This is a genomic window from Bacillus sp. KICET-1, from assembly GCF_027721405.1.
GTDB classification, from domain to species: domain Bacteria; phylum Bacillota; class Bacilli; order Bacillales; family Bacillaceae; genus Bacillus; species Bacillus velezensis.
In genome coordinates this window covers 1,982,532-2,007,349 of sequence record NZ_CP113515.1, presented here as the reverse complement: position 1 = coordinate 2,007,349, position 24,818 = coordinate 1,982,532, and the positions used below count along the sequence as shown (strand labels likewise).

Annotated in this window: 31 protein-coding genes, 1 pseudogene and 1 other annotated feature; of the genes and pseudogenes, 11 read left to right on the top strand and 21 right to left on the bottom strand. The window is 44.3% G+C overall.

What is annotated here, in order from left to right; genetic code table 11:
- Nucleotides 1-342: 342 nt before the first annotated feature.
- Nucleotides 343-1,011: a hypothetical protein gene (locus tag OVA33_RS10365; protein ID WP_063636784.1), complete on the bottom strand. Its 669-nt coding sequence runs from the start codon at nt 1,009-1,011 to the stop codon at nt 343-345.
- A gap of 121 nt (nt 1,012-1,132) precedes the next feature.
- Nucleotides 1,133-1,720 carry a hypothetical protein gene (locus tag OVA33_RS10360; protein ID WP_063636785.1) on the bottom strand — a complete coding sequence of 196 codons (588 nt, stop codon included), beginning with the start codon at nt 1,718-1,720 and terminating at the stop codon, nt 1,133-1,135.
- 385 nt (nt 1,721-2,105) lie between these two features.
- On the opposite strand from OVA33_RS10360, the gene OVA33_RS10355 reads away from it, so the two are divergent.
- Together OVA33_RS10355 and OVA33_RS10350 are read left to right on the top strand one after the other, a co-directional pair.
- Nucleotides 2,106-2,228 carry a type II toxin-antitoxin system HicB family antitoxin gene (locus OVA33_RS10355; RefSeq protein ID WP_223257608.1) on the top strand — a complete coding sequence of 41 codons (123 nt, stop codon included), beginning with the start codon at nt 2,106-2,108 and terminating at the stop codon, nt 2,226-2,228.
- Between the two features lie 37 nt (nt 2,229-2,265).
- Nucleotides 2,266-2,490, top strand: a complete 225-nt coding sequence (locus tag OVA33_RS10350; protein ID WP_223257607.1) for a hypothetical protein — start codon at nt 2,266-2,268, stop codon at nt 2,488-2,490.
- Between the two features lie 82 nt (nt 2,491-2,572).
- On the opposite strand, the gene OVA33_RS10345 is transcribed toward OVA33_RS10350, so the two are convergent.
- The 4 genes from OVA33_RS10345 to hmpA all read right to left on the bottom strand — a co-directional run bounded on the left by OVA33_RS10345 (nt 2,573) and on the right by hmpA (nt 5,785).
- A complete protein-coding gene (locus OVA33_RS10345) occupies nt 2,573-2,737 on the bottom strand; it encodes a sigma factor-like helix-turn-helix DNA-binding protein (protein WP_223257606.1) in 165 nt (54 codons plus the stop codon).
- A gap of 301 nt (nt 2,738-3,038) precedes the next feature.
- Nucleotides 3,039-3,833 (bottom strand): hypothetical protein, encoded by a 795-nt coding sequence (locus OVA33_RS10340; RefSeq protein ID WP_063636786.1) that lies wholly within the window; start codon nt 3,831-3,833, stop codon nt 3,039-3,041.
- Nucleotides 3,834-4,219: 386 nt separating this feature from the next.
- The gene (locus tag OVA33_RS20685) at nt 4,220-4,348 is read right to left on the bottom strand and encodes a DnaB-like helicase C-terminal domain-containing protein (protein WP_229154343.1); all 129 of its coding nucleotides are present in this window, start codon (nt 4,346-4,348) and stop codon (nt 4,220-4,222) included.
- Between the two features lie 246 nt (nt 4,349-4,594).
- Entirely contained in the window at nt 4,595-5,785 is a 1,191-nt protein-coding gene (gene hmpA / locus OVA33_RS10330; protein ID WP_063636787.1) for an NO-inducible flavohemoprotein, read from the bottom strand.
- 236 nt (nt 5,786-6,021) lie between these two features.
- Here hmpA and OVA33_RS10325 point away from each other — a divergent pair, with 236 nt between their 5' ends.
- From OVA33_RS10325 to OVA33_RS10315, 3 genes are all read left to right on the top strand, one after another.
- A complete protein-coding gene (locus tag OVA33_RS10325) occupies nt 6,022-6,249 on the top strand; it encodes a hypothetical protein (RefSeq protein WP_017418376.1) in 228 nt (75 codons plus the stop codon).
- Nucleotides 6,250-6,430: 181 nt separating this feature from the next.
- A complete protein-coding gene (locus OVA33_RS10320; protein ID WP_063636788.1) occupies nt 6,431-6,940 on the top strand; it encodes a type 1 glutamine amidotransferase domain-containing protein in 510 nt (169 codons plus the stop codon).
- A 146-nt stretch (nt 6,941-7,086) separates the two neighbouring features.
- Nucleotides 7,087-7,215: a hypothetical protein gene (locus tag OVA33_RS10315; protein ID WP_255219918.1), complete on the top strand. Its 129-nt coding sequence runs from the start codon at nt 7,087-7,089 to the stop codon at nt 7,213-7,215.
- A 15-nt stretch (nt 7,216-7,230) separates the two neighbouring features.
- On the opposite strand, the gene OVA33_RS10310 is transcribed toward OVA33_RS10315, so the two are convergent.
- From OVA33_RS10310 to OVA33_RS10300, 4 genes and pseudogenes are all read right to left on the bottom strand, one after another.
- Nucleotides 7,231-7,983, bottom strand: a complete 753-nt coding sequence (locus tag OVA33_RS10310) for an SGNH/GDSL hydrolase family protein (protein ID WP_021494458.1) — start codon at nt 7,981-7,983, stop codon at nt 7,231-7,233.
- A gap of 179 nt (nt 7,984-8,162) precedes the next feature.
- The gene (locus OVA33_RS10305; RefSeq protein WP_025649730.1) at nt 8,163-8,408 is read right to left on the bottom strand and encodes a hypothetical protein; all 246 of its coding nucleotides are present in this window, start codon (nt 8,406-8,408) and stop codon (nt 8,163-8,165) included.
- A gap of 47 nt (nt 8,409-8,455) precedes the next feature.
- Nucleotides 8,456-8,506, bottom strand: a pseudogene (locus OVA33_RS20680) (hypothetical protein); the annotation flags it as partial.
- Between the two features lie 171 nt (nt 8,507-8,677).
- Nucleotides 8,678-9,547: a cation diffusion facilitator family transporter gene (locus tag OVA33_RS10300; RefSeq protein ID WP_063636789.1), complete on the bottom strand. Its 870-nt coding sequence runs from the start codon at nt 9,545-9,547 to the stop codon at nt 8,678-8,680.
- A 222-nt stretch (nt 9,548-9,769) separates the two neighbouring features.
- Between OVA33_RS10300 and OVA33_RS10295 the strand changes: the two genes are divergently transcribed.
- The 3 genes from OVA33_RS10295 (at nt 9,770) to OVA33_RS10285 (ending at nt 11,700) form a co-directional block, all read left to right on the top strand.
- Nucleotides 9,770-10,576: a TrmB family transcriptional regulator gene (locus OVA33_RS10295; RefSeq protein ID WP_025285117.1), complete on the top strand. Its 807-nt coding sequence runs from the start codon at nt 9,770-9,772 to the stop codon at nt 10,574-10,576.
- A 72-nt stretch (nt 10,577-10,648) separates the two neighbouring features.
- Nucleotides 10,649-11,380 (top strand): AzlC family ABC transporter permease, encoded by a 732-nt coding sequence (locus OVA33_RS10290; RefSeq protein ID WP_038464177.1) that lies wholly within the window; start codon nt 10,649-10,651, stop codon nt 11,378-11,380.
- On the top strand, nt 11,377-11,700 hold the full coding sequence (locus OVA33_RS10285; protein ID WP_007408767.1) for an AzlD domain-containing protein: 324 nt from the start codon (nt 11,377-11,379) through the stop codon (nt 11,698-11,700). The genes OVA33_RS10290 and OVA33_RS10285 overlap by 4 nt, the downstream gene beginning before the upstream one ends.
- Nucleotides 11,701-11,740: 40 nt before the next feature.
- Here OVA33_RS10285 and sr7p read toward each other — a convergent pair whose 3' ends face one another.
- From sr7p to acsA, 3 genes are all read right to left on the bottom strand, one after another.
- Nucleotides 11,741-11,866 (bottom strand): small protein SR7P, encoded by a 126-nt coding sequence (sr7p, locus tag OVA33_RS10280; protein WP_007408768.1) that lies wholly within the window; start codon nt 11,864-11,866, stop codon nt 11,741-11,743.
- A 119-nt stretch (nt 11,867-11,985) separates the two neighbouring features.
- Nucleotides 11,986-13,251, bottom strand: coding sequence for a tyrosine--tRNA ligase (gene tyrS / locus OVA33_RS10275; RefSeq protein WP_007613147.1), 1,266 nt, complete (start codon nt 13,249-13,251; stop codon nt 11,986-11,988).
- A gap of 50 nt (nt 13,252-13,301) precedes the next feature.
- Nucleotides 13,302-13,534, bottom strand: a binding site (T-box leader).
- 53 nt (nt 13,535-13,587) lie between these two features.
- The gene (gene acsA / locus OVA33_RS10270) at nt 13,588-15,306 is read right to left on the bottom strand and encodes an acetate--CoA ligase (RefSeq protein WP_063636790.1); all 1,719 of its coding nucleotides are present in this window, start codon (nt 15,304-15,306) and stop codon (nt 13,588-13,590) included.
- A 158-nt stretch (nt 15,307-15,464) separates the two neighbouring features.
- Here acsA and OVA33_RS10265 point away from each other — a divergent pair, with 158 nt between their 5' ends.
- From OVA33_RS10265 to OVA33_RS10255, 3 genes are read left to right on the top strand one after another with little or no spacing between them, the layout of a single operon-like run.
- Nucleotides 15,465-16,097, top strand: a complete 633-nt coding sequence (locus tag OVA33_RS10265; RefSeq protein WP_063636791.1) for a GNAT family N-acetyltransferase — start codon at nt 15,465-15,467, stop codon at nt 16,095-16,097.
- 24 nt (nt 16,098-16,121) lie between these two features.
- Nucleotides 16,122-16,766: an acetoin utilization AcuB family protein gene (locus OVA33_RS10260; RefSeq protein ID WP_025649732.1), complete on the top strand. Its 645-nt coding sequence runs from the start codon at nt 16,122-16,124 to the stop codon at nt 16,764-16,766.
- Nucleotides 16,763-17,929, top strand: a complete 1,167-nt coding sequence (locus tag OVA33_RS10255) for an acetoin utilization protein AcuC (RefSeq protein WP_063636792.1) — start codon at nt 16,763-16,765, stop codon at nt 17,927-17,929. Before OVA33_RS10260 ends, OVA33_RS10255 begins: the two co-directional genes overlap by 4 nt.
- A 9-nt stretch (nt 17,930-17,938) precedes the next feature.
- Here OVA33_RS10255 and motS read toward each other — a convergent pair whose 3' ends face one another.
- The 8 genes from motS to murC all read right to left on the bottom strand — a co-directional run bounded on the left by motS (nt 17,939) and on the right by murC (nt 24,775).
- Complete coding sequence (gene motS, locus OVA33_RS10250; protein WP_128974214.1) at nt 17,939-18,628, bottom strand: flagellar motor protein MotS; 690 nt, start codon at nt 18,626-18,628, stop codon at nt 17,939-17,941.
- Complete coding sequence (gene motP / locus OVA33_RS10245; RefSeq protein ID WP_007408775.1) at nt 18,618-19,433, bottom strand: flagellar motor protein MotP; 816 nt, start codon at nt 19,431-19,433, stop codon at nt 18,618-18,620. The genes motS and motP overlap by 11 nt, the downstream gene beginning before the upstream one ends.
- Before the next feature lie 68 nt (nt 19,434-19,501).
- Nucleotides 19,502-20,506, bottom strand: a complete 1,005-nt coding sequence (ccpA, locus tag OVA33_RS10240) for a catabolite control protein A (protein WP_003152385.1) — start codon at nt 20,504-20,506, stop codon at nt 19,502-19,504.
- A gap of 278 nt (nt 20,507-20,784) precedes the next feature.
- Complete coding sequence (locus OVA33_RS10235; RefSeq protein ID WP_003152383.1) at nt 20,785-21,861, bottom strand: bifunctional 3-deoxy-7-phosphoheptulonate synthase/chorismate mutase; 1,077 nt, start codon at nt 21,859-21,861, stop codon at nt 20,785-20,787.
- A 236-nt stretch (nt 21,862-22,097) separates the two neighbouring features.
- Nucleotides 22,098-22,424, bottom strand: coding sequence for a bacillithiol system redox-active protein YtxJ (gene ytxJ, locus OVA33_RS10230; protein WP_017418385.1), 327 nt, complete (start codon nt 22,422-22,424; stop codon nt 22,098-22,100).
- A 25-nt stretch (nt 22,425-22,449) separates the two neighbouring features.
- Nucleotides 22,450-22,863, bottom strand: coding sequence for a YtxH domain-containing protein (locus OVA33_RS10225; RefSeq protein WP_003152380.1), 414 nt, complete (start codon nt 22,861-22,863; stop codon nt 22,450-22,452).
- 32 nt (nt 22,864-22,895) lie between these two features.
- Nucleotides 22,896-23,318 carry a DUF948 domain-containing protein gene (locus OVA33_RS10220; protein WP_007408777.1) on the bottom strand — a complete coding sequence of 141 codons (423 nt, stop codon included), beginning with the start codon at nt 23,316-23,318 and terminating at the stop codon, nt 22,896-22,898.
- Nucleotides 23,319-23,476: 158 nt separating this feature from the next.
- Nucleotides 23,477-24,775, bottom strand: a complete 1,299-nt coding sequence (gene murC / locus OVA33_RS10215; RefSeq protein WP_032873626.1) for a UDP-N-acetylmuramate--L-alanine ligase — start codon at nt 24,773-24,775, stop codon at nt 23,477-23,479.
- Nucleotides 24,776-24,818: the final 43 nt, after the last annotated feature.

Below are 24,818 nucleotides of genomic sequence, written 5' to 3'. Positions count from 1 at the left end.
AGCGCAATAAACCATGACGTCTCAAATGAGTGCGCATAAATTGTTTCCATGCTCAATCTCCTTTACTCAACATAATAAAAGTTTCCGCGGAAAGCGGCTTGGGGGTTGGCATTCTTTCAGCCGCATATCTCATTCCTTCCTAATTCCTCAAAAGCTTAACTAATTGTTTCCATGTACTCCCTCCAATATTCTTTCTAAACTGCCCCCGCACTCAGACTGTTAACCGCCAATTGTTTATCCTGAGAATCACCGGGTGAAGTTTACAGAGAATATAAAAAAGCGCCTCATTTTGAGGCGCTAGCATAATTATAGATTTAATTTCAAGATTTATCTCAGTTATAGTTATTTATATTTATTCATAGACATGCTCACGTATATTTCATTTGCTTCTTCAGCTGTTATACCGAACTTTTTGCTTGCAAGTTCAGCAACCATTGAATCATGTATCTCAGGGGTGTAATTCTCCCCGTAATTTGTAATTCTATTAAATTCGTTTTCCATGTAATCATATATGATTTGGTCACTAGATGATTGAGTCTCTTCTTCTGATAAATTTTCTTTACTTTTCTCTTTCTCATCCTCCACATCAAAAATAACTTCATCGTTTTTTTCTAACTGATTCAAAGAATAACCATCTTTAAAATCAATTGTATAATCATCGTTGTTATACTTGGCATGTAATTCATCTACTGAACAAGTATACTTATCCCCACAACTGATCTTATAAGAAAAGCCTTTATCCTTAATTAACTCATAAACTTGGTAAAGAGTTTTATATTTTTCTTTATCAGAGAGTTTATTAAATTTCTTATTCATGGATAAATTAATTTTAAATTCATAATATTTTTTTATTGAGTTTGTATATTCTAAAGTTGGCTCCCCACTAAGATATTGTGATAATGATTTATTTTTTGATAGCTCTTTTAAAAAAGTTTCAGCCTCTTTTGTTTCTAGACCACAACCGGATAGAACAAAAATTAGTATAGGAATAATTATAAATATTTTTTTCAATCTGCTTCCCCTCCCACCTTATTATCGGTGAAAGAGCGTAATGAAGGAACTGTTTGCAAAATTTGTCGAACGATTCACCAGAGTTTTTTACATGGAATATAAAAAAGCACCCCGAAGATTGCTATTCTGTTCTTTTATATTTTCTATACTTTTGTTTTACTCTCTCTTTTCCATTATTCAACACAGTGTAAATATCTCTGCATTTTTCCATTGCAGCATGCGCCTCTTTATAACTCAATTTTTCATTTTGCAAATGTAAGAACTTCTGGTGAAATTCAATTAATTCTACCAATTCATAATCAAGATATTTGTAAACAATATCTTTTTGTGCCGTTAGAACTTTGTTAAATTCTATAACACTTCTTCGAATATGCCTTGCCTTAATATCTTCATCCATATAACAATGTTCTAAAAAGAAAAAGCTATTGAAACTAGGTGTTAGAAAACTCATTAAAACATTTATCTTGGTCAAAGTTTCAGTCACAGTGCTCATAAAAATTTCTTTTTCTCTGTGCTGAATCTGAAGTTTGACACCATAATATGTAATTGCACCTCCTAATATTGCACCAGCAAAAGCAATTAACCCAGCCCATATAGTTTCTTTATCTTTAAAAAACATATTTAATATTCCTGAGTAAAGTAGCAAATCTCCAAGAAATAAAGAAACAATAACAAATATGAATATGATGTTTTTAATATTAAGTCTCAAATTAGATCCCTCCTTCCTTATTATCGGTAAAGGAGAGCGATAAAGGAACCATTTGAAAAAATTTGTCGAACAAAAAGTTCCTTTCACAAATTAGACTCAACCGCAAGACAAAAAATGCTTTTTTTCACAAATAAGTATCAACACGTATAAATAATACGCATTATAATCCTATATGTAAGGAAGGGAAACATGAAATTATCAAGAGATATCGAAAAGATACTTACTAAAGGTGAGTAGTATTTAAAGCAGGTTGTTAGTAGTCATCATCACTTTAAACACCCAACCAAACCGGGCACGGTAACAGTCAAACATCAAAAAAAGACTTCAAACTCGGCACACTAGACTCTATACTTAAACACCCCCCTTGTAAGGAGGTTTTATATATATGGCAAAGTATTTATTTCCGGCGATTTTTGATGCAGGAGAAGACGGTAGCGACGACTATACAATTACTTTCCCCGGTTTACCCAGCTGCATTTCAGAAGGTGATAACGTGGATGAGCTATGAGCATGGCAAAAAATACGCTAGAAGGCTTTTTATATGAATGGAAGAAGACGGCGAAGACATCCCTTCCCCCTCATCTCCAAAGGATATTAAAGTGTTGGCAACCGGTTTTGTTGTTATGATAAGCACTTGGACAGATATTGTCCGTGATGAAATGGAAAACAAATCGGTGAAAAAGACACTTACTGTACCTAAATCGCTTGCAGAAACAGCAGAAAAAGAAGGTGTAAACTTTTCGGGTAGCTCTTCAATTTGCATTACGTGAGCGACTTGGCATTAATAAAAGATCATAATAAAAAAACAGCCAGTTCAAGACAAAAAACTGTCATTTGCTCTATTTTTTATTTTTAAGCGGGGTCGTTCAATATTCTTTTGGACGGTTCCTTTTTTATATTGAATAGAGCCGCTATTTCTTCATAAGATATATTTTGCACAGCGTGCATGATAAAAATATTTTTCTCGCGGTCTGTCAGTACAGATAAAGCATCCGCTATTCTTTCCCTATATCCCAATCGCTTGCCTCTCCATCAGGCTCACTGCCGGTATACCTTTTTAATATCTGTCAATGCGCTTTTATATTCAATGATTAAATCCTTCATATGTTTCCTCCTGTTATTTCCCCTTAAAAAAGCCGCTCCCGGATCGTTTCATCCTTTGCCAATCCCAAGGTAAGGGAAGCGCACAGATGAATCCTACGCATTTATATCAGCATTTCTTTGCCGCCTTTTCCGGAAAACAAAAAACGGACACCAATCAGAGCACAATAAATCTGTACAATGATCAGTGTCCACAGGCTTTCCGTCTAGGGCTTACTTAAACTTTTCGCTTTATCTTCTTTCTACTACCTAGTTTGATTTCTTTCTCTAATAAATATCCTTGTAAAATCCGTTCCAGTTCCTTATATGCTTTTTTTTCACTAAAAATACTTAATGTGGGTAATGCTTTAAATGATGTTGCACCAATAAACCATAACATAATTGTAATAGAACCAAGAGTTAATAAAAATCCCTTAAATTCTACTAAACTGGCTGATTCATTAATACTTGTGGTAAACAATACCCCAAATATACTAACAGGTATTGATACTACAATAGACGGAATCACAATTTTCAGAAATGAACCAATGGAATATAACTCAAGATTGGAGTTTTTCGATATTATATAAGGTAAAATGCGTTTTTCAATAACTTTATTGTTATAATTTTTTCTGTGTAAATATTTTTTTAAGGCCTTATAAGAAAGTGAATAATATAAATCACTTATTCCCCATTTACGATCAACCAACATAGCATATTTCCTTAAAGTAACCGCAATTATCACCATAATTGGAAAGATTGAAAGGCTTATAGTTAATATAATGGCGTTAGACTTCGAAATATCTAATTTAGCAGTCAAATCTTCTAATGAATAATATAAATTCTTAAACAAAAATTCCCTCCCGATGAAAAAGTAAGCTATTATACTAACAACTCCAAGAAAGAAGTAAAGCCTCTTTTTCCATCGGTCTCCTTTAGATTTTAGGAAAGACGATGCCCAAAACACATTTTTGACACTCTTAGCGCATTTTACCTCTTGTGCCATCTTAAATATTTCAACATCTATATTCATATTAACACTCCTCCATTAATCTTACGATCTGAATGACGGATAGTTTCATTAATTTCCAATCAAATAAGATTTCATTATTATTCTCCAAATCCCTTGCTCTTGTCTCCTTTTTTAACCCGTTGTTCTTATCCAACAAATAAGGCGTCTATTTTATCCTTAAATTTTCCTGCAGATAAAAATTTAGCAACCTATTCCTGATCCTTGCTCTAAACCAAAAAACTCAATTAGCAGGATAAGAGAATAATAATTATGCCTCAGTGTTTCTCTATAGCAATCTCTAACTGTCAAATCTACGCTCCAAATTCAGGAACAAACCGTATTCTTTAACGAAACTCAGTTAAACAGTTTTGACCGGCCGTTTCGCTGCTTTTAACTTTGCTCTCGCTTTACTTTTCGTAATAATTCTTCCGATGAAGAAACCCAATGACAACCGCGACCAATTCAATTTGTTCCGATTCTCTTATGTCCTGCCGCTGTTCAACGCTCCGTGAAAGCTGACTGACGTAATAACGCAAATATCCAACTCGCAGGCCATATGTTTTACATGCGGCTGATTTTGATGGCGGTCAAAAATTCCGAGATCGGCAGAACCGAGAACCCCGTTTACTTGTAAAAGCAATATTTCCAAGGATGGAATGACATTTCAGGAACTGCTTATTCAAGGAAGAAAATACCCACTCCGCAAACGGGGCCGATATAAAATAAAAAAGCACCCGATCCGGGTGCTTTATACGTTAAAATCATCGTCCTTCCTTCTTCCATCACACCATACTCAGCTGGGGTTCGAATAATTCATAGTGAATGGATTCCGGCGGTGTATTGAATTCAGAAATCAGCTTTTTCATTTCTTTAATGAACGACGGTGATCCGCACAGGTAAAAATCAGCATCTTTATCTGTCATCACTTCTTCTAACAGCTTTTTGTCAATCCGGCCTTCCCGAAAACGAATGTTTTCTGAACGGTCTTGTTCGGACGGCTCGCTGTAAATAAAGACGGTGTCAACGGATGAGTGTTCCGCGGCTTCTTCAGCTTCATGCCGCAGCGCATGATACTCTCCGCTCCTTGCCGCATGGATAAAAAGAACGTTTCGCTGCGGCTGGGTTTTGGCAACCGTCTTTAACATGCTGATCATCGGGGTAATTCCGACACCGGCACTGATGAGAACCAGATTGTTTTTAGAATCAGGGTCTAATACGAAATCCCCGGCCGGAGCGCTGATCTCAATTGAATCCTTTTCGTGTAATTGGTCATGCAGATATGAGGAAACAACCCCTTCTTTTTTCACGGAAATCCGGTAATAATCCTTACCGGACACGTCGGATAAGCTGTACTGGCGGATATGCGTATAGCCCGTGTCCGGAATGTATACTTTTACACTGATATACTGCCCTGCTTTGAATTCGGGGAGAACTTGTCCGTCTTCCGGTTTTAAATAAAACGACGTTATCTCTTTGCTTTCTTTTACCTTTTTATCAATTGTAAACGCCTTATATTCTTTCCAGCCGCCTTTTTGCGTTTCCGCTTGTTCATACATGTCCTTCTCAATTCCGATAAAAGCGTCTGCAATGACGCCGTATGCTTTTTCCCATGCCTGAATGACCTCAGGAGCAGCCCCGTCTTTTAGCACATCCTTTATCGCGATTAACAAGTACTTTCCAACGATTGGATAATGCTCGGGCTTAACACCGATACTCCGGTGCTTATGGCTGATTTGTTTGACGACGGGGACTATGTTTTCCAGCCGGTCAATATTGGCTGCGGCCGCAATCACAGCATTCGACAAGGCCGTACGCTGTGTTTTTTTCTTTTGATTCGTCTGATTAAAGATATTCAGCAGCTCAGGGTGATGCTGAAAAAGCAGGTCATAAAATCGGCCTGTGATTTCTTCACCATGCTCTTCTAAGACCGGCACTGTGCTTTTAATGATTTCAATCGTTTTTTCATCGAGCATTCTGAAATCCCCCTAAAGATGTACGCATCTCGATTGACCTGAGAAAAGAATCGTTTTTGAATTCTTTTTTATAGATTTCCCCGTTCAAAAAGGGTTAGCCATTCCAATTTGAGACGGCTTCAGGAAAAACCAGAAAAACGAAATTGCAGCTGAAAAATTGTGGACTTGCCACGGTGTACTTGTCCGATGCAAAATCCTCCTTTTCAGCATTTAATAAAGTACGGGAGGTGAGATGAATGGGTAAAAAATCGAAAGTGTATTACTGTGACCCTAAGTATATTGTGACTGACAAGTATACTGACAAAGAAGTGGTTTACGTCCATCCCATCAAACACATTAACAGAGAACATATCCGTTATGTTCCCCGCCACGTTTATAAGGAAGAAACAATTCACGAAGTCATTGATCCGGGCGATCCGGGGAAATGCGGGTGTAAAAAGGATAAAAAAAGACGCAAAAAGTAATTGATTCGATTTCTTGCCTTATCTCAAGTTAAACACGTAAGTTTCAGCAGACCTCCGTACCTTTTGGCTCCTCTTTTTCAGAGGGGTCTTTTTTTCATGCCGTATCTTCAAGCAAATACGTTGTGAGGCGGCAATCCGCCTGATATTCTTGTCATATACAAATTCACAGGAGGCATGATGTATGAGCAAAAAAATTGCAGTTCTGATGACAGATCAATTTGAGGATATTGAATATACAAGCCCGGCGGAAGCATTTAAAGAAGCGGGCCACAGTGTGGTGACAATAGATTTAGAAGCAGGGAAAGAAGTGACGGGCAAGCACGGTGAGAAAGTAAAGATCGATCAAGCGATCTCAGACGCAGACCCAAAGGAATTCGATGCGTTATTGATTCCCGGAGGCTTTTCACCGGATCTTCTGCGCGGAGATGACCGCCCGGGTGAATTCACTAAAGCATTCGTGGAAAATCAGAAACCCGTTTTCGCGATCTGCCACGGCCCGCAGCTGCTGATTGATACCGACCTTCTTAAAGGAAAAGATATCACGGGATTCCGCAGCATCCGCAAAGACTTAATCAATGCCGGCGCAAATTATAAAGATGAAGAAGTCGTCGTGAGCCATAACATCGTAACGAGCAGAACGCCTGACGATTTGGAAGCCTTTAATCGTGAATCATTGAACCTGCTGAAATAAGCGAATAAAAATGCACAGACCCGTTCAGTCTGTGCATTTTTTTATGGATTGATAAAGAAACACCAATAGTTAGACCTATTCTCTTCCCCATCCATAATAAATAAAATAAAGAGTGGGTTTTTCAACACTCGACGGGAGGTTCACTGATGTGGATGATCATTTTGCTGCTGATCATTTTAATCGGTTTTACCGGTAATATCGTCTCGCTTTTGAGAGCGCAAAAACACGCATCTCAAAGAATAATTGAGCTTTTAGAAAAGCAAGGCCGAAAATAATCTGTTAGCGCTGTGTTACCCATAATAGTAATAATAATTCCGGCAGATTTCCTGAAATATGATTTGATGCCCTTTCTCGTTCGGATGAAGACCTTCTGACATGCACATGCTTCGGAAAGCGGGATTATACGGGTCGATGAGATCTGTATCAAACAGGTCGGCATACGGTACAGAGAGGAGTGTGCAGGCTTCTTTTTGGGCTTTCACATAGTCAGCCAGCTTCAGGCCCAGTTTATTTTTATCAGTATCACGGCGGACGATTTTTCCTTTTGATATTTTTGCTTGTCTCGTTGGGGTCACCACAATGATGCTCGCGCCTTTATTTCCGCTCCGCAGCTGCTGGATCACTTGGCAGAAGCCTCCGTAAAATGTGGTGATATCCTTTTCATCTGTGCCGATGGGAATGTGGTTGCACCAATCATCATCTGTTCCCTGGACAATGATGACATCATGTCCCTTTGTTTTAAGCGCCTGCTGATAAATGTTATCGCTTCCGTTGTTGCTCATGTTAACGCCGCTGACAGACAGATTGGTTATATCAGCGTTTGTCCGGTCTTTCAGAATGTCACCAAAGCCGTATTCCGCACGCAGCCCCCGGGCGACGCTGTCACCTAAGATCGCGATTTTTGAAGCCTTCCGCAGCCTGCTTATGCTGATGAAGTCAATGCTGATATGCCCGCTGTCCGTGATATGCAAAAGCTTGCTGCTTATGTTTGGCAAAGAGACTGTCTTTCCTTCAGAGTTATAAAAATCCTCATTCAGCTTCATTCGGCGTCATCCCTTCCTTTTTATCCTCCGGCATCTTTTTTGACATAAAAAACGGACACGAACAAACAGCGCCATGTTGTCAGTTCAGTGTCCGCGGATGATGATACCGGATCTTTTATGCAGTTCTCTTGCCATTATAGCAGATCCCCGTTACTTGTAATAGAGTCTGCAGTCAGCATTTAAAACAGCGTTTGCGGGTGCGTTTTTGATGAGACCGTCTGCTGCGGGAACGGTGTGTCCGGCGATGCGTCCGTCTTCTGCTGCGAGAACGGTGTGTCCGGTGATGCGTCCGTCTTCTGCTGCGGGAGCGGTGTGTCCGGTGATGGCTCCGTCTTCTGCTGCGGGAACGGTGTGTCCGGTGATGCGTCCGTCTTCTGCTGCGGGAACGGTGTGTCCGTTTTCTGCTGCGGGAACGGCGCGAACATTTTTTAGAAACCGGTTCTTGGTATAAATACTCTCCTAAACCTTCTCTTTCCGCAACGGCAACTCCATGTTCAATTTCTTTAACAGAAATAGCGTTCAATTCTGTTCACCTCCCTTTTTCTTTACAACATAACGTATGAAATGTATCCCTCACGTGTATAAGCTTCTCTCTCATATGAGCGAGAAATGGACATTTATACAACAAAAAGACCCGTGGGAACGGGCCTTTTGCAGGCATTTTGCTGAGAACAAACGCAAACATAAGATCGATTTATTTCTTCCTCTCGCTCTCCGGCTCGGGGTGAATCATTACCTGTGCTTGTTTGAATTCATCCGTAATATCTCTTTCAATGCGGTCACACAGGTCGTGCACGTCTTTAATCGTCACGTGAGAGGGTACGACCAGGTGAAAATCAATATACTCTTGCGGGCCGGAGCGTCTTGTACGAAAATCGTGAATTTCAATAAATTCCTGTTGAAATGTTTCAATAATCTTTAAAATTGTTTTTTCTTCCTCTTCCGACAAACGGGTATCAATCAGCGGCGGGAATGCTTCTTTCATTAACTTAAACGCTTCATATATGATATACATCGCCAGCACCATACCTATAATGGGATCAAGTATGTACCACTCCGTTATGGTAACGACCAAAAGGCTTGCCGCTACGCCTAATGATGTGTACACGTCAGTCAGTAAATGCAGGGCATTTGATTTCATTGCCACGGAATTAACCTTTTCGGCTTCTCTTTTTACGAACTTCGAAACGATCAAATTAATGAGAGCCCCCGCAAGCATCACAACAATGCCCAATACGGGCAGATGAACCGGCGCCGGGTTGACCAGTTTTTGAACGCATTCATATATCATCCAAATCCCTGCCGCAAAAATCAGAATCGTCTCGATAGTCCCCGACAGATTCTCGACTTTTCCATGACCGTACGGATGCCCTGTATCAGCCGGCTTTTTTGAAATCCTGACGGAGATAAAGGCGATGAAGGCGGCGATCAAATCTAAAAAAGAATGAATGGCTTCAGAAAGTATCGCGACAGATCCGGTTATTATCCCCACCACTATTTTGAGCATGACGACCAGGGAATTGCTTATAACCGATAAAAAAGCGATTTTAGAGGTGTTTTCCACCGTAATCCTCCTCTTTTTGACTTCTTGTATTTATCGTATCAAACGGCATTCGTGTGGGTCTACGGCAACGTTTTTCACAAAAGCCATACATGTAACTCATCATAAACTAAGTTGGAAAGCGACAAAACAGGCGAACCTTTCTTTCAGCACTCAAGTCCCATTGACAAGATATAACCGCTTACATTATAGTAGTTTCATGAATAACCACTACGGAGGATGTTTATGGACGATGTTCTGAAAGAATTACAGAAGTTTGGATTTTCTCAATATGAATGTAAAGCATATATCGGCTTGTTGAAACACTCGCCTGTTACCGGATATGAAATCAGCAAAAGGTCAGGCGTCCCCCGCTCAATGATCTATGAAGTATTGGGGAAATTAGTTGATAAAGGCGCTGTCCATATTGTGCCGTCTGATCCGGTTACATATGCCCCGCTGGCCGGAAAGGAATTAATCGACCGGCTCCGGCACGATTTCGAGAGCTCATTCGGCTACCTTGAGGAAAAGTTATTGGCTCTGGAAAGCGAGCAGGAGATGAATGTCATCCGCCGCATCAGCACGAATGATCATGTCATCAATGAGATGAAGGATATGATTGAAAAAGCCGAGGAAGAGTTGTGGCTGTCTGTCTGGGAACAGCAGATTCCCTTTATTCAAGAAGCCGCTAACAAACGCGCCGCCGAACAATTGCCCGTCTTTTCGATTGTGTTCGGCCCTCCGGAAGTGAAGCTCGGAAATACGACAAATCATAATATGTCTCCTGAAGTGGCGGAGAAACGGATGGGCGGAAGATTAACGATAGCTGCCCGAGATAATAAAGAAGTCTTAATCGCCAATTTTTCTCCGCAGACGAATGCCTGGGCCATTAAATCAGAAGATCCCGCTCTCGTTCTCGTGGCCATGGAATATATGAGGCACGATCTGATGTTCGCAGAGCTTGTGAAAGAAGTCGGGGCTGAAAAAGTTGAAGGCCTGATGAAACAAAACCATTCGTTATTTCATGTCGTCACCGGAAATCGATTCATATAAATGTGAACCGTATTTTCTTTGATTTTTTCATTAGTCGTTATCATTATAATCTCTATGAAAGGAGTATAAAAAATGATTAACACAGAAGTGCAAAAAACCGCCGTTTCCCGGGAAATGAACGATACGTTTTTACAGGGGGTGAGGGATTGTGTGCCTACGCTGCTGGGCTATATGAGCATCGGTTTTGCTTTCGGCATCGTCGGCGTTGCCTCTCATCTAAGCATTCTTGAAATCTGTTTGTTATCCTTGTGTGTCTATGCCGGCGCCGCCCAATTTATTATTTGCTCGCTCCTTGTTTCCGGGAGTCCGATTTCCGCCATTATTTTAACGACGTTTATCGTCAATCTGCGGCACCTTCTGCTGAGCCTGACCATCGCGCCGTATTTCACGAAATACTCTTTGGCGAAAAATATCGGCTTCGGGGCTTTGCTTACTGACGAATCTTTCGGGGTAGCGGTGAACAAAGCGGCTCAGAACGGCAGGTTATACGATAAGTGGATGAACGGCCTCAATATAACCGCTTACATGTGCTGGGTTATTTCCTGCGTAATGGGCGGGCTTCTCGGACAATGGATATCTGATCCTTACGCGCTCGGCCTGGACTTTGCTTTGCCCGCTATGTTTGCGGCGCTGCTTGTGCTGCAATTGCAGTCGTCCGCTTCGGAAAAGCTGAAGCACAGCCTCTCCTTAATTCTCTATATGATCATTTTTATGGTCTTGTTATCGTATTTCGTCCCGTCACACATCGCGGTTATCGCCTCAACCGTGATTGTGGCAACGATCGGGGTGGTGACGGACAAATGAGCATCAGCACACAAATGATCTGGATTATACTCGGCTGCATGATTGTTACACTTGTGCCGCGCATTGTTCCGTTTATATTTGTCCGGAACATTCAGATGCCTGAGTTGGCTTTAAAATGGCTCTCCTTTATTCCGCTTTGTATTTTGACGGCTCTGGTAACGGAAAGCATGATTGTGAAAACAAACAGCGCTTTGACCTTTGATTGGAAAGCAATGATCGTTCTCATCCCGACATTGCTTTGCGCGATGCGGACAAAAAGCTTATCCATCACGGTCATCACAGGAGTCGTGCTGATGGCCGCCGTCAGGCTGATATGGTGACAATCAAAAGCCTCCATTCCGCAGAATGGAGGCTTTCCCTTTATGATGTCGGATTTTCTTCTTCCGTCTCTGATTCCTCGGCTTTGGCTTCGGCATTTATGCTTTGCTGCTGTTCCCAATGATCCCGCTGCAATCTTTCTTTTGCGATGGTAAACATGAAATTCACGGCGCAGCACCCCTTCCCTGTTTTGCTTATACTATGTACTGTACTCATTTCCCCGTGCAGTATTCACAAAACATAAAAAAGCAGCCTGCCGCATTGAGCGGCCGGACTGCTTTTTATTTTCAGTACGTGATCAGGAAGTATTTTTTCTTTCCGCGGCGCAGTACGGTAAATTGATCTTCAATGCGGTCTTCCGCAGTCAGAAGATGCCCGATGTCCGTCTGGCGCTCGCCGTTAATGTAAACAGCTCCGTTTTGAATGTCTTCGCGGGCCTGCCGTTTTGAAGGCGACAATTTAGATTCCACAAGCACGTCTACTAAAGACAGTTCTTCAGAGCGGTCTTTTTCAAACGAAGGTACATCTTTAAATCCTACCTTGACGTCTTGAGCGGAAAGCTCTTTAATATTGCCGCTGAATAGCGCCTGGGAGATATGAACGGCCTGCTCAAGCGCTTCGCGGCCGTGTACAAGAACCGTCACCTCTTCAGCGAGACGTTTCTGCGCTTCTCTTTTCTCAGGAGCCGTCTCCGTTTTTTCAGCATAAGCTTCAATTTCCTCTTTTGACAAGAAAGTAAAGTATTTTAAGTATTTGACGACGTCGCGGTCATCTGTATTGATCCAGAACTGGTAGAATTCGTACGGCGATGTTTTTTCTTTATCAAGCCAAATGGCGCCGCCTTCCGTTTTGCCGAATTTCGTGCCGTCAGCTTTTGTGACGAGCGGAATGGTAAGACCGAAAGCTTTCGCCCCTTCTTCTTCTGATTTTCTGATCAGTTCAAGACCGGCCGTGATGTTGCCCCACTGGTCACTGCCTCCGATTTGGAGTTTGCAGTTCTTTTCTCTGTACAGATTCAGAAAATCGTAGGATTGCAGGATCATGTAGCTGAATTCCGTGTAAGAAATTCCGGTTTCAATTCTTGAGCTTACGGTATCTTTCGCAAGCATGTAGTTAATTCCGAAGTTCTTTCCGACGTCACGGAGAAATTCAATAATGCTCAGCTTTCCGATCCAATCAAAGTTGTTCGCTATGACAGCGGGGTTTTCTCCGGCCTCGAAATCTAAAAATCGGGAAAGCTGATTTTTAATTTTTTGCGACCATTCGACAACGATATCCTGAGTATTTAACGTACGCTCCGCTTTTTTGCCGCTCGGATCGCCGATCAGTCCCGTCGCGCCGCCTACAAGCGCAATCGGATGGTGGCCTGCAAGCTGGAAACGGCGCAGTGTCAATATCGGCAGAAGGTGTCCGATGTGCAGGCTGTCAGCCGTCGGGTCAAACCCTGAGTATAAACGGATTTTTTCTTCGTTCAGCTGTTTATTCAGTCCTTCTTCATCCGTCATTTGCTGGATTAAGCCGCGGAATGATAAATCCTCTAATAAGTTAGTCATTTTGTCTGCTCCTTTGTTTATGAAAATAAAAAACGCCCCTTCGTTTAAAACGAAGGGACGATATAATCGCGGTACCACCCTACTAATAAAAGCATAAAAAAACTTTTATCACTCTTTTTGATAACGGACCGTGTCCGTTCTTTCACTACTGAAAGCCTTGGAATGGCTTTGTTCGCAAAAGCGGTTCATGAGTGTATTCGGCATATCTTATGTGCTGATTTTCACCGGCCATCAGCTCTCTTGAACAATCAGATACCCTACTTGTCTCAATCAAAACCTTTTCGTATGAAGCTTACTCATTTTTAACATAAATAAGATACGATGTCAACGCCGTCTTTAATCTTCCATTGTGGACAGGTCGCCTGCCGGCAGGTTCAGCTCCCACGCCTTCAGCACACGTCTCATGATTTTTCCGCTCCGTGTTTTCGGAAGTTTATCTTTGAATTCAATTTCCCGCGGTGCGGCATGCGCGGCAAGCCCCTGTTTTACAAAGAGGCGAATGTCCTCCTTCAGCTGATCGGATGGCTCATGCCCTTCTCTGAGCGCGATAAACGCTTTAATAATTTCTCCCCGGACAGGGTCCGGCTTTCCGATGACGCCGGCTTCGGCAATCGCCGGATGTTCAACAAGTTTGCTTTCGACTTCAAACGGGCCGACGCGCTCGCCGGATGTCATGATGACATCATCGACTCTGCCTTGGAACCAGAAATAACCGTCTTCATCCATATAAGCAGAATCTCCGGAAACATACCAGCCGCCCGGCATGAAATAAGAATCATATTTCTCTTTGTTATTCCAAATGGAATCCATCATCGACGGCCAGCCCTTTTTAATGGCGAGATTTCCCATTCGGTACGGCGGAAGCTCATTTCCCTGATTGTCAACGATCGCCGCTTCCACTCCCGGAATCGGTTTCCCCATTGAACCCGGCTTGATCTCCATGCAAGGATAATTGCAGATGAGCTGTCCGCCCGTTTCTGTCATCCACCACGTGTCGTGGATGCGCTTGCCGAATACTTTATGTCCCCACTTGATGACCTCGGGGTTCAAAGGTTCTCCGACACTCAGGACGTGACGAAGTGAAGTAAGATCAAATTTGGATGCCATTTCATCTCCGGCGCCCATAAGCATTCTGAAAGCCGTCGGAGCGCTGTACCAGACGCTGACACCGAGCTTCTCAATCGTGCCGTACCAGTTTTCCGGACTGAACCTGCCGCCTACGATCACATTCGCCGCTCCGTTCAGCCACGGCGCAAATATCCCGTACACCGTCCCGGTCACCCAGCCCGGGTCCGCAGTGCACCAGTAAATATCGTCTTCTTTAAGATCAAGCACCCACTTGCCGGTCTGGTATTGCTGAATCATGGCTTCATGAACGTGGAGCACACCTTTGGGCGTTCCGGTAGATCCTGATGTGTAGTGAAGCAGGTAGCCGTCTCTTCTGTCCATCCATTCAATATCAAGTCTCGTGCTTTCTCCCTCAGCCGCTTTATCATAATGGATGATTTTATCTCCCGCTTCTTTGCTGCCGCCGACAATGAAAATATGCTCGAGGTCGGGCAGGCTGTCCGCCGGAATCCGTTCGGCCAGTTCAGGTGTCGTCACGACAACCTTAGCCTGGCTGTTCAAGAGGCGGTCTTTGACGGCGCCTTCCATAAACGCTTCAAATAAAGGACCGGCGATCGCACCGATTTTAATTGCGCCGAGCATGATAAAGTAAAGCTCCGGCGAACGCGGCATGAAAATAAAAACGCGGTCCCCTTTTTCCACGTTTCCATACCGTCTCAGTACATTTCCCGCCCGGTTCGATTCCTCCATCATTTCTTTAAATGTGTATTTTTCATCCCGGTTTGCGTCCTTGTAATACAGCGCTACTTTGTTTTTTCGAAATGATTCGGCATGACGGTCAATTGCTTCATACGCCGCATTCAGCTTCCCCGTCTGATGCCAGGAAAACTCCGCTTCGACCTCTTTCCAATCGAAGCTGCGGTACGTTTCCTCATAATTTCGCAGATGATAATTCCCCTTTTCCGTCGGCAACGCTTTCAAATTCATGCAACATCCCCCTTTGCTTATCTATAGACTAATTATAGTAGATGTTCACAGTTTTCTCAATTTTTAAAATATAAATTACAACACTATTGAAAACGCTTTATATTTTGTTATGCTTAAAAGAGATGTGTTTTTATCAAGAACCGACAGGCGGTGAATCAGTGAAACATCATAAAACGTACCATTCTTCATCAATTCAGACAGCAGCCGGCCCTCTTTTAGTAGAAGGGCCCGTACCTCCAGAGGACCTAGCACAGTATGAGTTTCATGAAGGCCTGACAGCCTTTCGCCTTCCTCATGAACAGCACAAAGCGTTAATCGAGATCGCCGGGCTTCCTGAAGGTCGGATCATTATCGCCAGGAACGGACAGACGATTATCGGCTATGTGACGTATTTATATCCTGATCCGCTTGAACGGTGGTCTGACGGAAATATGGAAGACCTCCTTGAACTCGGTGCGATCGAGGTCGCTCCCGGCTACAGGGGCTGTTCTGTCGGAAAAACGTTGCTGACAGTCAGCATGATGGATGAACAGATGGAACGGTACATCATCATGACGACGGAATATTACTGGCATTGGGATTTAAAAGGAATGAAAAAAGATGTGTGGGAATACAGAAAGATCATGGAAAAGATGATGAATGCCGGGGGTCTTGTCTGGTTTGCAACGGATGAACCGGAAATCAGCTCTCATCCGGCCAATTGTCTGATGGCCCGCATCGGCAGGCACGTCAGTCAGGAGTCAATTGAACAGTTCGACAGGCTTCGTTTTTATCAGCGATTTATGTATTGACTGACATACAAAGGGGATAAAAAGATGATTGCAGAACAAATCATGAAACGGGACGTCATCACCGTCTCAAAACACGACTCCATTGAAACAGCCGTCCGTAAAATGAAGGTATATCATATCCGCCATCTCCCTGTCATCGACGACGAGCTGCACGTCACCGGTATTGTCACAGACAGAGACATTAAACAGGCCGGCCCCGGCAGCTTCGAACAAAAGGAACGCGGCGCGTTTCTGACAAACAAAGTGGAGACCATTATGAAGCGGAATGTCATCTGCGCCCATCCGCTTGACTTTGTGGAAGAAATATCCGCTTCCTTTTATGAGCACGGCATCGGCTGTCTGCCGATTACGGTAAATCATAAGCTGACGGGCATTTTAACGAAAACCGACGTGCTCCGGACTTTCGTCAGCCTGACAGGCGCGGCCCAGCCGGGATCACAGGTGGAAATCCTGGTGACGGATATGACAAAAAGTCTTGCTGATCTCAGCTGCATGTGCCGTGATCTTCAGCTGCAAATCCTGAGTGTGCTCGTCTATCCCCATGATTCCGCCGGGTCGAACATTCTCGTCTTCCGGGTAAAAACGATGAATCCGCTCCCTTTTATCCGTGCCGTTCAAGAAGCCGGATACAATGTCTTATGGCCGAAACATTTGAGGGATCAGCCATGAGAGACAGCGTTTTTGTTTACTCGCCTTCTTATCAGACGTATCAATTTCATCAGGATCATCCGTTCAATCAGCAGCGCGTGCTTTTAACATACGATCTGCTTCAGGCGGCGGATGCGTTTGACGAAGGAGATATCGTCACACCGCGCACGGCCGCTAAAGAAGAGTTGGCTCTCGTTCATACGGAGGATTATATACAGGCGGTGGAACTAGCGGGTGCGGGCCGGCTCCCTGCCGCGGAAGGAGAAAGCTACGGTCTCGGAACGGAAGACACTCCCGTTTTTGCCGGCATGCATGATGCCGCGTCGCTTCTGGTGGGCGGCACCTTAACGGCGGCTGATTATGTCATGACGGGACAAGCCAGGCACGCCTGCAATTTAGGAGGCGGCCTTCACCACGGCTTCCGCGGCAGGGCCTCAGGCTTTTGTATCTATAATGACAGCGCCGTGGCCATCCAATACATCCAGAAGAACTACGGGGCAAAAGTGCTATACATTGATACAGACGCTCATCACGGCGACGGCGTTCAATTTACGTTTTACGACAGGTCTGATGTCTGCACTGTATCTTTTCACGAGACCGGGCGTTATTTATTTCCCGGGACGGGACAGGTACTGGAAAAAGGAAGCGGGCAAGGCTACGGCTATTCTTTTAACATTCCGCTGGACGCTTTCACAGAGGACGATTCCTTTCTGCACGCTTACAAAACGGCCGCCTCAGAAATCGCGGCTTTTTTTAAACCGGATGTGATTCTTACCCAAAACGGTGCGGACGCCCATTATTACGACCCGTTGACACACCTGTCCAATACAATCTCCATTTATCAGGAGATCCCGCGGCTCGCTCATTCATTAGCCCATCAATATTGCAGCGGCAGATGGATCGCGGTCGGCGGCGGCGGATACGATATTTGGAGAGTCGTCCCGAGAGCATGGAGCCGCATTTGGCTTGAGATGAAAGGGATTGATCCCGGGGAACGCATACCGCAGAAATGGATTGATAAATGGCAGAAGCACTCCCCCTGCACGTTGCCCGCTTTTTGGAGTGATCCTGAACAATTATATCCTCCGATTCCCCGCAAAGAAGAAATTTCAGAAAAAAATGCCCAAACCGTGGAAAAAGCACTTTTTGCCATCCGGTCTGAGCAGCGGTATAAGACAAAATAAAAAACGACCTTATGACGAGGTCGTTTTTTTGATCACAATTTCTACACGGCGGTTTTCTTTCATATGTCCGGGACTTTTGTTGTCCTTCACAGGTTTCGTATCCGCATACCCGGCAGAGATAAACCGTTTGGCGGAAAAGTCTTCATTCGCGGTAAAATACCGGATCACACTCGCCGCTCTTGCAGACGACAGCTCCCAGTTCGACGGAAATTGATAGGTGGAAATCCGGCGGCTGTCCGTATGGCCTTCTACCTGTATGTCATTCGGAATTGTTTTTAAAAGCACCGCGATCTGATGCAGAACCGGCTCGGCGTTTTTCAGCACATCCGCTTTTCCTGTCTGAAACAGAACGGCCTCCTGCAGCACCAGAACCACTCCGCGCTCATCGCGCTTCGCCGTCAATTTCGAACTCAAATGATGCGCTTTTATGTATGTCTTCACGTTTTGTAACAGCAAATCCTGTTCTTTATTTTCGTTTGCTTTGTCTGATGACGCCGGTTCACCCCCGCTGCCGTTTTTATGAATCGATGAAACGGCAGATTGAAATTTTTCCGCGTCTATTTGCGACATCGAAAAAAGCAATATAAAGAACACGAGAATGAGCGTGATCAAGTCAGCGAACGTCACCATCCATCTTGGTGAACCGCCGGAATGTTCCGGTTTGTTTCTTCTTTCAAAACGCTCTTTTCTAAGCTTCATGGACAGCGCCCTTTTTCTTGTTCGCAGGCTGTCCTTTACGCCAGTCTTCTCTTGAGCTGAAGACGACAAGCTGACTTTCGAGGTTGCGGGGATTTTTGCCCGATTGGATGCCGACAACCCCTTCGATCATGACCTGTTTGATGAAAATTTCACTTTCCGTTTTTTCTTCAAGCTTTGCCGCGATTGGGATAAATACCAAGTTGGCAAGCAGCGCTCCGTACAGCGTCGTCAATAGCGCAACGGCCATGTTCGGTCCGAGGGTATGCGGGTCATTTAAGTTTTTGAGCATGAGAACGAGCCCGACGAGCGTCCCGATCATTCCCCAGGCGGGTGCGAAATCACCGGCTTTTTCAAAAACGCGTCTTCCTTTTCTGTGTCTTTCTTCCATCGCGGCGATCTCAGAATCCATCACCAGCCGGATCGTTTCCTCGTCCCAGCCGTCAATCGCAAGCAAAAGCCCTTTTTTTAAAAACGGATCCTTGATCTCACGCGCCTGGTCATCCAGAGACAGAAGCCCCTGCCTGCGCGCCTGCTCCGAAAGGCTGACAAATACTCTGACAAGCTCTTTCACATTGTCATCCTGACGGGAGAATACCTGTTTCAGAACAGAAGGGGTTTTCTTTAAATCCCTCGGCGGAAAACTGATAAAGATCGCCGCAGCAAGGCCGCCTGTGACGATTAAAAAAGAAGTCAAATCTAAAAATGAACTGATTCCCGCCAGTCCCGTCCCTGACAGAATACCGATTGCGACAATAATACAGCCTAACATAAAGCCAACGGGCGTCAGATAATCAAAACGTTTCATATCTTCTCCTTACTCAAGTAAAAAAGCAAGATTCCACCCCTCAGAGTGAAGCTTGCTTTTCCGTTTTTTTATGACTTGGTTGATTGTCTTAATTCGATGCGGTGAGGCAATTCGACGATATGCTCTTCAACCGGCTCTTTGTTCATCAGTTTTGTCAAAAGTCTCATCGCCACGGCGCCGATATCGTACGTAGGCTGCACGACTGTTGAAAGCTGAGGGCGGACCATCAGGCTCAATCTCGTATTGTCAAAACCGATAATATCAAGATCATCAGGTATCGAAAGACCTTGATCTTGGGCCGCATGGATAATGCCGAGGGCCATTTCATCCGTCGCAGAAAGAATCGCCGTCGGTTTCCGGTCAAGGCCCATCAAGCTTTGAAGCGCCTCCATACCGGAATCATAGGTGTAATCGCCTTCCGCTACGAATTGCTCGTTAAACGGAATCGCCGCTTCTTCAAGCGCCCGTTTGTACCCTTGCAGTTTTTTCGAACGGTTGATCGGCTCTTGCATCGGTCCGGAGACGAATGCAATATCGCGATGCCCTTTATCAATAAAAAGCTTAACGGCATCATAAATCGCCTGTTCATAATCAATGGCGACAGAAGGCGTCTCGCCCTGTTCTTCCACTGATGCCGCCAAGACGATCGGCACAGGAGAGCGCTTAAATTCTTCGACATGCTCGTCCGTAATGTTGCCGCCCATAAATACGATACCGTCCACTTGTTTGCCAAGCATCGTATTTAACAGATGCAGTTCTTTCTCAAGATTTTGGTCCGAGTTGCTTAAAATAATATTATATTTGTACATCGTCGCGATATCTTCAATTCCACGCGCAAGTTCAGAGTAGAAAATGCTTGAGATATCAGGGATGATGACGCCGACCGTTGTCGTTTTTTTGCTTGCAAGCCCTCTTGCCACCGCGTTCGGGCGGTAGCCGAGCCGGTCAATGGCTTCCAATACTTTTTTTCTGGTCGTCGGTTTTACATTCGGGTTGCCGTTCACGACGCGGGAAACAGTCGCCATACTGACATTTGCTTCTCTGGCCACATCGTATATCGTAATGTTGCTCACTGAAACCACTCCTTTTACTGGATACACTTATCCTTATCTATAGCATAAACACTTTATGTAAAGAAATGTCGTACGATTTCGCATTCTGTCGTTTATGATTGTAAGCGTAAGTCAGTAGTGTACATTATTTTTCATTATTCATCAAATTTAAATATCTCTCATGAAATTATACACGTTTTTCCCAGTGATGAAAACGTTCACTTTCATTTTATAATTAAATAAAATGAAGATACGAAAAAAAGCCGCGCGAGGCGGCCTTTAAAGAGCGGAACATTGTATTATGCTTTTACTTTCAGCATCGGCTTTAATTCGTTCAGCCATTTCTCGAATTCAGGGATATCCATCTGCTGCGCAGAGTCTGACAGGGCAACGGAAGGATCAGGGTGAACTTCGGCCATCACGCCGTCAGCGCCGATCGCAAGCGCCGCTTTTGCTGTCGGAAGCAGGAGATCGCGGCGGCCTGTTGAGTGTGTGACGTCAACAAACACCGGCAAGTGAGTTTCCTGTTTCAAAATCGGCACGGCAGAAATGTCGAGCGTGTTTCTCGTTGCCGTTTCGTACGTTCTGATTCCGCGTTCACAAAGAATGATTTGGTCGTTTCCTTGTGACATGATGTATTCAGCTGCATTGATAAATTCTGAAATTGTTGCGGCAAGACCGCGTTTTAACAATACCGGCTTTTTAACGGAGCCGGCGGCTTTCAGCAATTCAAAGTTTTGCATGTTCCGCGCGCCGATCTGAATGACGTCAATGTAATCAATCGCTTGCTCAATGTGGGCGGGCGTTACGATTTCACTGATCACCGCGAGGTCATATTCATCAGCGACGCGTTTGAGAATTTGCAGGCCTTCTACACCGAGACCTTGGAAATCATACGGACTTGTGCGGGGTTTAAACGCGCCCCCGCGCAGGATTTTAATGCCTTGTTTTTTCGCTGCGGCCGCGACTTCGGCAACCTGCTCATAGCTTTCTACGGCACAAGGTCCGACGATGAATCTCTGATCGCCGTCACCGATTTTTTCGCCTTTAATGTCAACGATCGTATCTTCTGCTTTTTTCTTCCGGGAGACGAGCAACGCTTTGCTGTGATCCTCTTCTTGAAGTTCAAGTCCGGCTTTGAAAATTTCTTTGAAAATATGCTGGATCGTTGAGTTTTCAAATGGGCCGTCATTGCTTTCAATAATGCGGTTAAGCATTGTACGCTCTCTGACAGGGTCAAATCGGTTGACACCCTGTGCTTCCTTTGCTTTACCGATTTCTTTTACAACGGCTCCGCGTTCATTGATTAATTTAAGGATTTCTAAGTTTAGTGCGTCTGCCTGCTGTCTTAGGCTCTCTAATTCCTTGTTGCTCATCTTTTTCATCCCTTCTATGCTATGTTTTATTTTAATGGTTAACATGCATCTTACTACAGTTATGCGAAAATAGGAATATGAAATAATAAATTTTTTCACATTCGACTTTATCACCAAAACGCTTTTAAGCTTTTATGCGTTGAAGCAGTATATATTGATATCCTACATGATCCGGCTGAAATGATCAATAGTTTTTTTCAAAAAAAAAACCGCCGGTATCAACCGGCGGCCAGCAATTATGAAAGGTGCTGCTCTATTGCGTTTTTTGTGATTTGTGAATGAGACGCGTGCCATTTCACTTCGCCGTTTGTAATAACGAATACTTGCGGGCTTTCATGTTTCACGCCGTATGTCTCGGCGATATAGTTTGAAAGCGGCCGGCTGTCCTGCACATGCAGGTAATAAGAAGGTACTTCTGAATGCTCCGATGCAAAGGCGTCAAACTCCTGAAACGCGGCTTGGCTGATCGGGCAGGTTGTGCTGTGTTTCAAAAACACGAGCGTGTTTTCTTTCTCAGCGGCATTTTTGAACTCTTCTTCAGACGATATCAGCTGTTTTGTCATGTCGGTTATCTCTCCTTATTGAAGATCAGCGATTTGCCTGACCGGCTTTTTCCCCGGCGTCTTCCGCTTCGGCCTTGATGCTTTGGGCCGTGTCCTGCATTTCGCTTCTCGTCTCTTCGGCTTTCTCGGTTAGTGTGCTCTTAGAACGGTCTTTTAAATCCTTCACTTTATTCATAATCTGGCCTGACTGATCAGCTACCAGCTGGGTGATATTAGATGTTTTGTCCTTGGCGATGCTGACATATTGAGAGCCTTTTTCTTTCGCATCGGCCGTCATTCTGTCCGTCTTATCCTTTAACGCAGAAGCCTGACTGCCGAGATCGTCGCGCAGCTCCTTACCTGATTTAGGCGCCAGAAACAACGCCGTTGTCGCGCCGATAATTCCCCCGATCAGCGTTCCGATTAAAAAATCCTTACTATTGATTCCATCTTTGCTCATTATGATTCCTCCTTAGTGGATTTTTCTTATGATTAAAGCGATGTTTTTTTCTTTTGCTTCCACTTGTCCCATATTTCCATAGCGGCCTGGCTCCAGGTGACAACCTGACTGATCTTATCCTGATTCTCTCTTACAGAGGCCGTAACGGAACCTGCTGCCTGCTTTATGGATGTATTAAACTGCTGGACGGAAGTTCCCACTTCCTGAACAGCATGGACAACCGTATTTAATTTCTCTGATTTTTCCTGAATGTCTTCCGCGAGACGGTTTGTCTTATGTAACAGCTCGGTTGTCTCTGCGGTAATGCCTTTCATCTGCCCTTCAAGGCCGTCTAAAGTCGAGGCTACGTTTGTTAAAGTCATCTGCACGGACTTTAATGTTTTGGACAGATAGATGACGAGGATGAGAAATGCAACGGCAATGAGTGCGACGCTTAAGTAAAGAATGATGATCATCTAATACCTCCTTATAATGCAGGATATAGTGGTATATACCTAATTCTCAAAATGATAAACATATATGAAAGGTCTGTATGTATACTATTTCTCCGTTTATCGGTAAATCCCTTTTGCAGCACGCGCAAAAAAGCAGTGAGAGCCCCACTGCTTTTTTGTTACGCTATGACGTTTTCATAGGCTCTCATATATTTTTGAATGTCTCCGGCGCCCATGAAGATCAGCACTGCGCCTTCATGCGCTTTTAACACGGATGTGTCATTTTCTTCAATGAGTTCTGCGTTATCGATTTTTTCCTGAAGATCCGTGATCGTGAGCTTGCCGACGTTCTCGCGGGCAGAGCCGAAAATGTCGCACAGATACACGCGGTCGGCCGCGCTTAAGCTTTCTGCGAATTCATCCAGGAATGATTGCGTCCGTGTAAACGTATGCGGCTGAAATACCGCGATGATTTCACGTTCGGGATATTTTTGGCGCGCCGCCTCAATCGTGACTTTGATTTCAGTCGGATGGTGGGCGTAGTCGTCGATCAGTACCTGGCTGCCGATCACTTTTTCATTGAATCTGCGTTTGACGCCGCCGAATGATTCAAGTCCGAGCTTAATCATGTTCACGTCTATCTCTTCATAGTGGCAGAGCGCAATGACCGCTAAGGAATTGAGGACATTGTGATGGCCGTATGCCGGGATGTAGAACGTATCGTAAAACGTATTGCGGACAAAGACGTCAAATGTCGTGCCTTCCGTATTTTTTACGATGTTTCTCGCTTGAAAATCGTTTTCTTCTCCCGTGCCGTAATACACGACAGGCACATTGGCGTGAATTTTCGGCAGGTACTCGTCATCACCGCAGGCAATGATGCCTTTGTTGACTTGAAGCGCCATGTTTTGGAAAGCATCAAACACATCGTCAATGTTGGCGAAATAATCAGGGTGGTCAAAATCAATATTCGTCATGATCGCATAATCAGGCTGATAGCTTAAGAAATGACGGCGGTACTCGCAGGCTTCAAATACAAAGTATTCGCTGCTTTCATTTCCTCTGCCCGTTCCGTCCCCGATAAGAAACGAAGTCGGCTTCGCCTGCTGCATCACGTGTGCCAAGAGGCCCGTTGTGGACGTCTTGCCGTGTGCGCCCGTTACCGCGACACTTGTATATTTTTTCATATATTCAGCTAAAAATTTATGATATCTGATGACAGGAATCCCTTCAGCGAGCGCCTTTGCGATTTCCGGATGAGAATCAGGGAATGCGTTTCCGGCGATTACCGTTAAGCCGGGTTTGATGTTATCGGCGCTGAACGGATAGATCGGGATATTTCTTTTTTCAAGGGCAGCCTGAGTGAAAATCTGCTTCTCGATATCCGATCCCTGCACCTGATACCCTGTATCATGCAGGATTTGAGCAAGCGGGCTCATACCTGTCCCTTTTATTCCAACAAAATGATAAACAGTCATAATCGTACCTCCAACAAACGTCTATCTGTTCCCCAGTATATGA

Bases quoted from the DNA above. Each gene is read 5' to 3' on its own strand.
- motP (WP_007408775.1), bottom strand. From the start codon at position 19,433: ATGAAACGTTTTGATTATCTGACGCCCGTTGGCTTTATGTTAGGCTGT.
- OVA33_RS10340 (WP_063636786.1), bottom strand. From the start codon at position 3,833: ATGAATATAGATGTTGAAATATTTAAGATGGCACAAGAGGTAAAATGC.
- OVA33_RS10310 (WP_021494458.1), bottom strand. From the start codon at position 7,983: ATGAAGCTGAATGAGGATTTTTATAACTCTGAAGGAAAGACAGTCTCT.
- murC (WP_032873626.1), bottom strand. From the start codon at position 24,775: ATGACTGTTTATCATTTTGTTGGAATAAAAGGGACAGGTATGAGCCCG.
- ytxJ (WP_017418385.1), bottom strand. From the start codon at position 22,424: ATGACAAAACAGCTGATATCGTCTGAAGAAGAGTTCAAAAATGCCGCT.
- OVA33_RS10350 (WP_223257607.1), top strand. From the start codon at position 2,266: ATGGAAGAAGACGGCGAAGACATCCCTTCCCCCTCATCTCCAAAGGAT.
- OVA33_RS10305 (WP_025649730.1), bottom strand. From the start codon at position 8,408: ATGTTCGCGCCGTTCCCGCAGCAGAAAACGGACACACCGTTCCCGCAG.
- OVA33_RS10260 (WP_025649732.1), top strand. From the start codon at position 16,122: ATGATTGCAGAACAAATCATGAAACGGGACGTCATCACCGTCTCAAAA.
- hmpA (WP_063636787.1), bottom strand. From the start codon at position 5,785: ATGCTCGATGAAAAAACGATTGAAATCATTAAAAGCACAGTGCCGGTC.
- motS (WP_128974214.1), bottom strand. From the start codon at position 18,628: ATGAAGCTTAGAAAAGAGCGTTTTGAAAGAAGAAACAAACCGGAACAT.
- OVA33_RS10285 (WP_007408767.1), top strand. From the start codon at position 11,377: ATGAGCATCAGCACACAAATGATCTGGATTATACTCGGCTGCATGATT.
- OVA33_RS10225 (WP_003152380.1), bottom strand. From the start codon at position 22,863: ATGAGCAAAGATGGAATCAATAGTAAGGATTTTTTAATCGGAACGCTG.
- OVA33_RS10325 (WP_017418376.1), top strand. From the start codon at position 6,022: ATGGGTAAAAAATCGAAAGTGTATTACTGTGACCCTAAGTATATTGTG.
- OVA33_RS10235 (WP_003152383.1), bottom strand. From the start codon at position 21,861: ATGAGCAACAAGGAATTAGAGAGCCTAAGACAGCAGGCAGACGCACTA.
- tyrS (WP_007613147.1), bottom strand. From the start codon at position 13,251: ATGACTAACTTATTAGAGGATTTATCATTCCGCGGCTTAATCCAGCAA.
- OVA33_RS10255 (WP_063636792.1), top strand. From the start codon at position 16,763: ATGAGAGACAGCGTTTTTGTTTACTCGCCTTCTTATCAGACGTATCAA.
- acsA (WP_063636790.1), bottom strand. From the start codon at position 15,306: ATGAATTTGAAAGCGTTGCCGACGGAAAAGGGGAATTATCATCTGCGA.
- OVA33_RS10320 (WP_063636788.1), top strand. From the start codon at position 6,431: ATGAGCAAAAAAATTGCAGTTCTGATGACAGATCAATTTGAGGATATT.
- OVA33_RS10315 (WP_255219918.1), top strand. From the start codon at position 7,087: ATGTGGATGATCATTTTGCTGCTGATCATTTTAATCGGTTTTACCGGT.
- OVA33_RS10355 (WP_223257608.1), top strand. From the start codon at position 2,106: ATGGCAAAGTATTTATTTCCGGCGATTTTTGATGCAGGAGAAGACGGT.
- OVA33_RS10290 (WP_038464177.1), top strand. From the start codon at position 10,649: ATGATTAACACAGAAGTGCAAAAAACCGCCGTTTCCCGGGAAATGAAC.
- OVA33_RS10295 (WP_025285117.1), top strand. From the start codon at position 9,770: ATGGACGATGTTCTGAAAGAATTACAGAAGTTTGGATTTTCTCAATAT.
- OVA33_RS10220 (WP_007408777.1), bottom strand. From the start codon at position 23,318: ATGATCATCATTCTTTACTTAAGCGTCGCACTCATTGCCGTTGCATTT.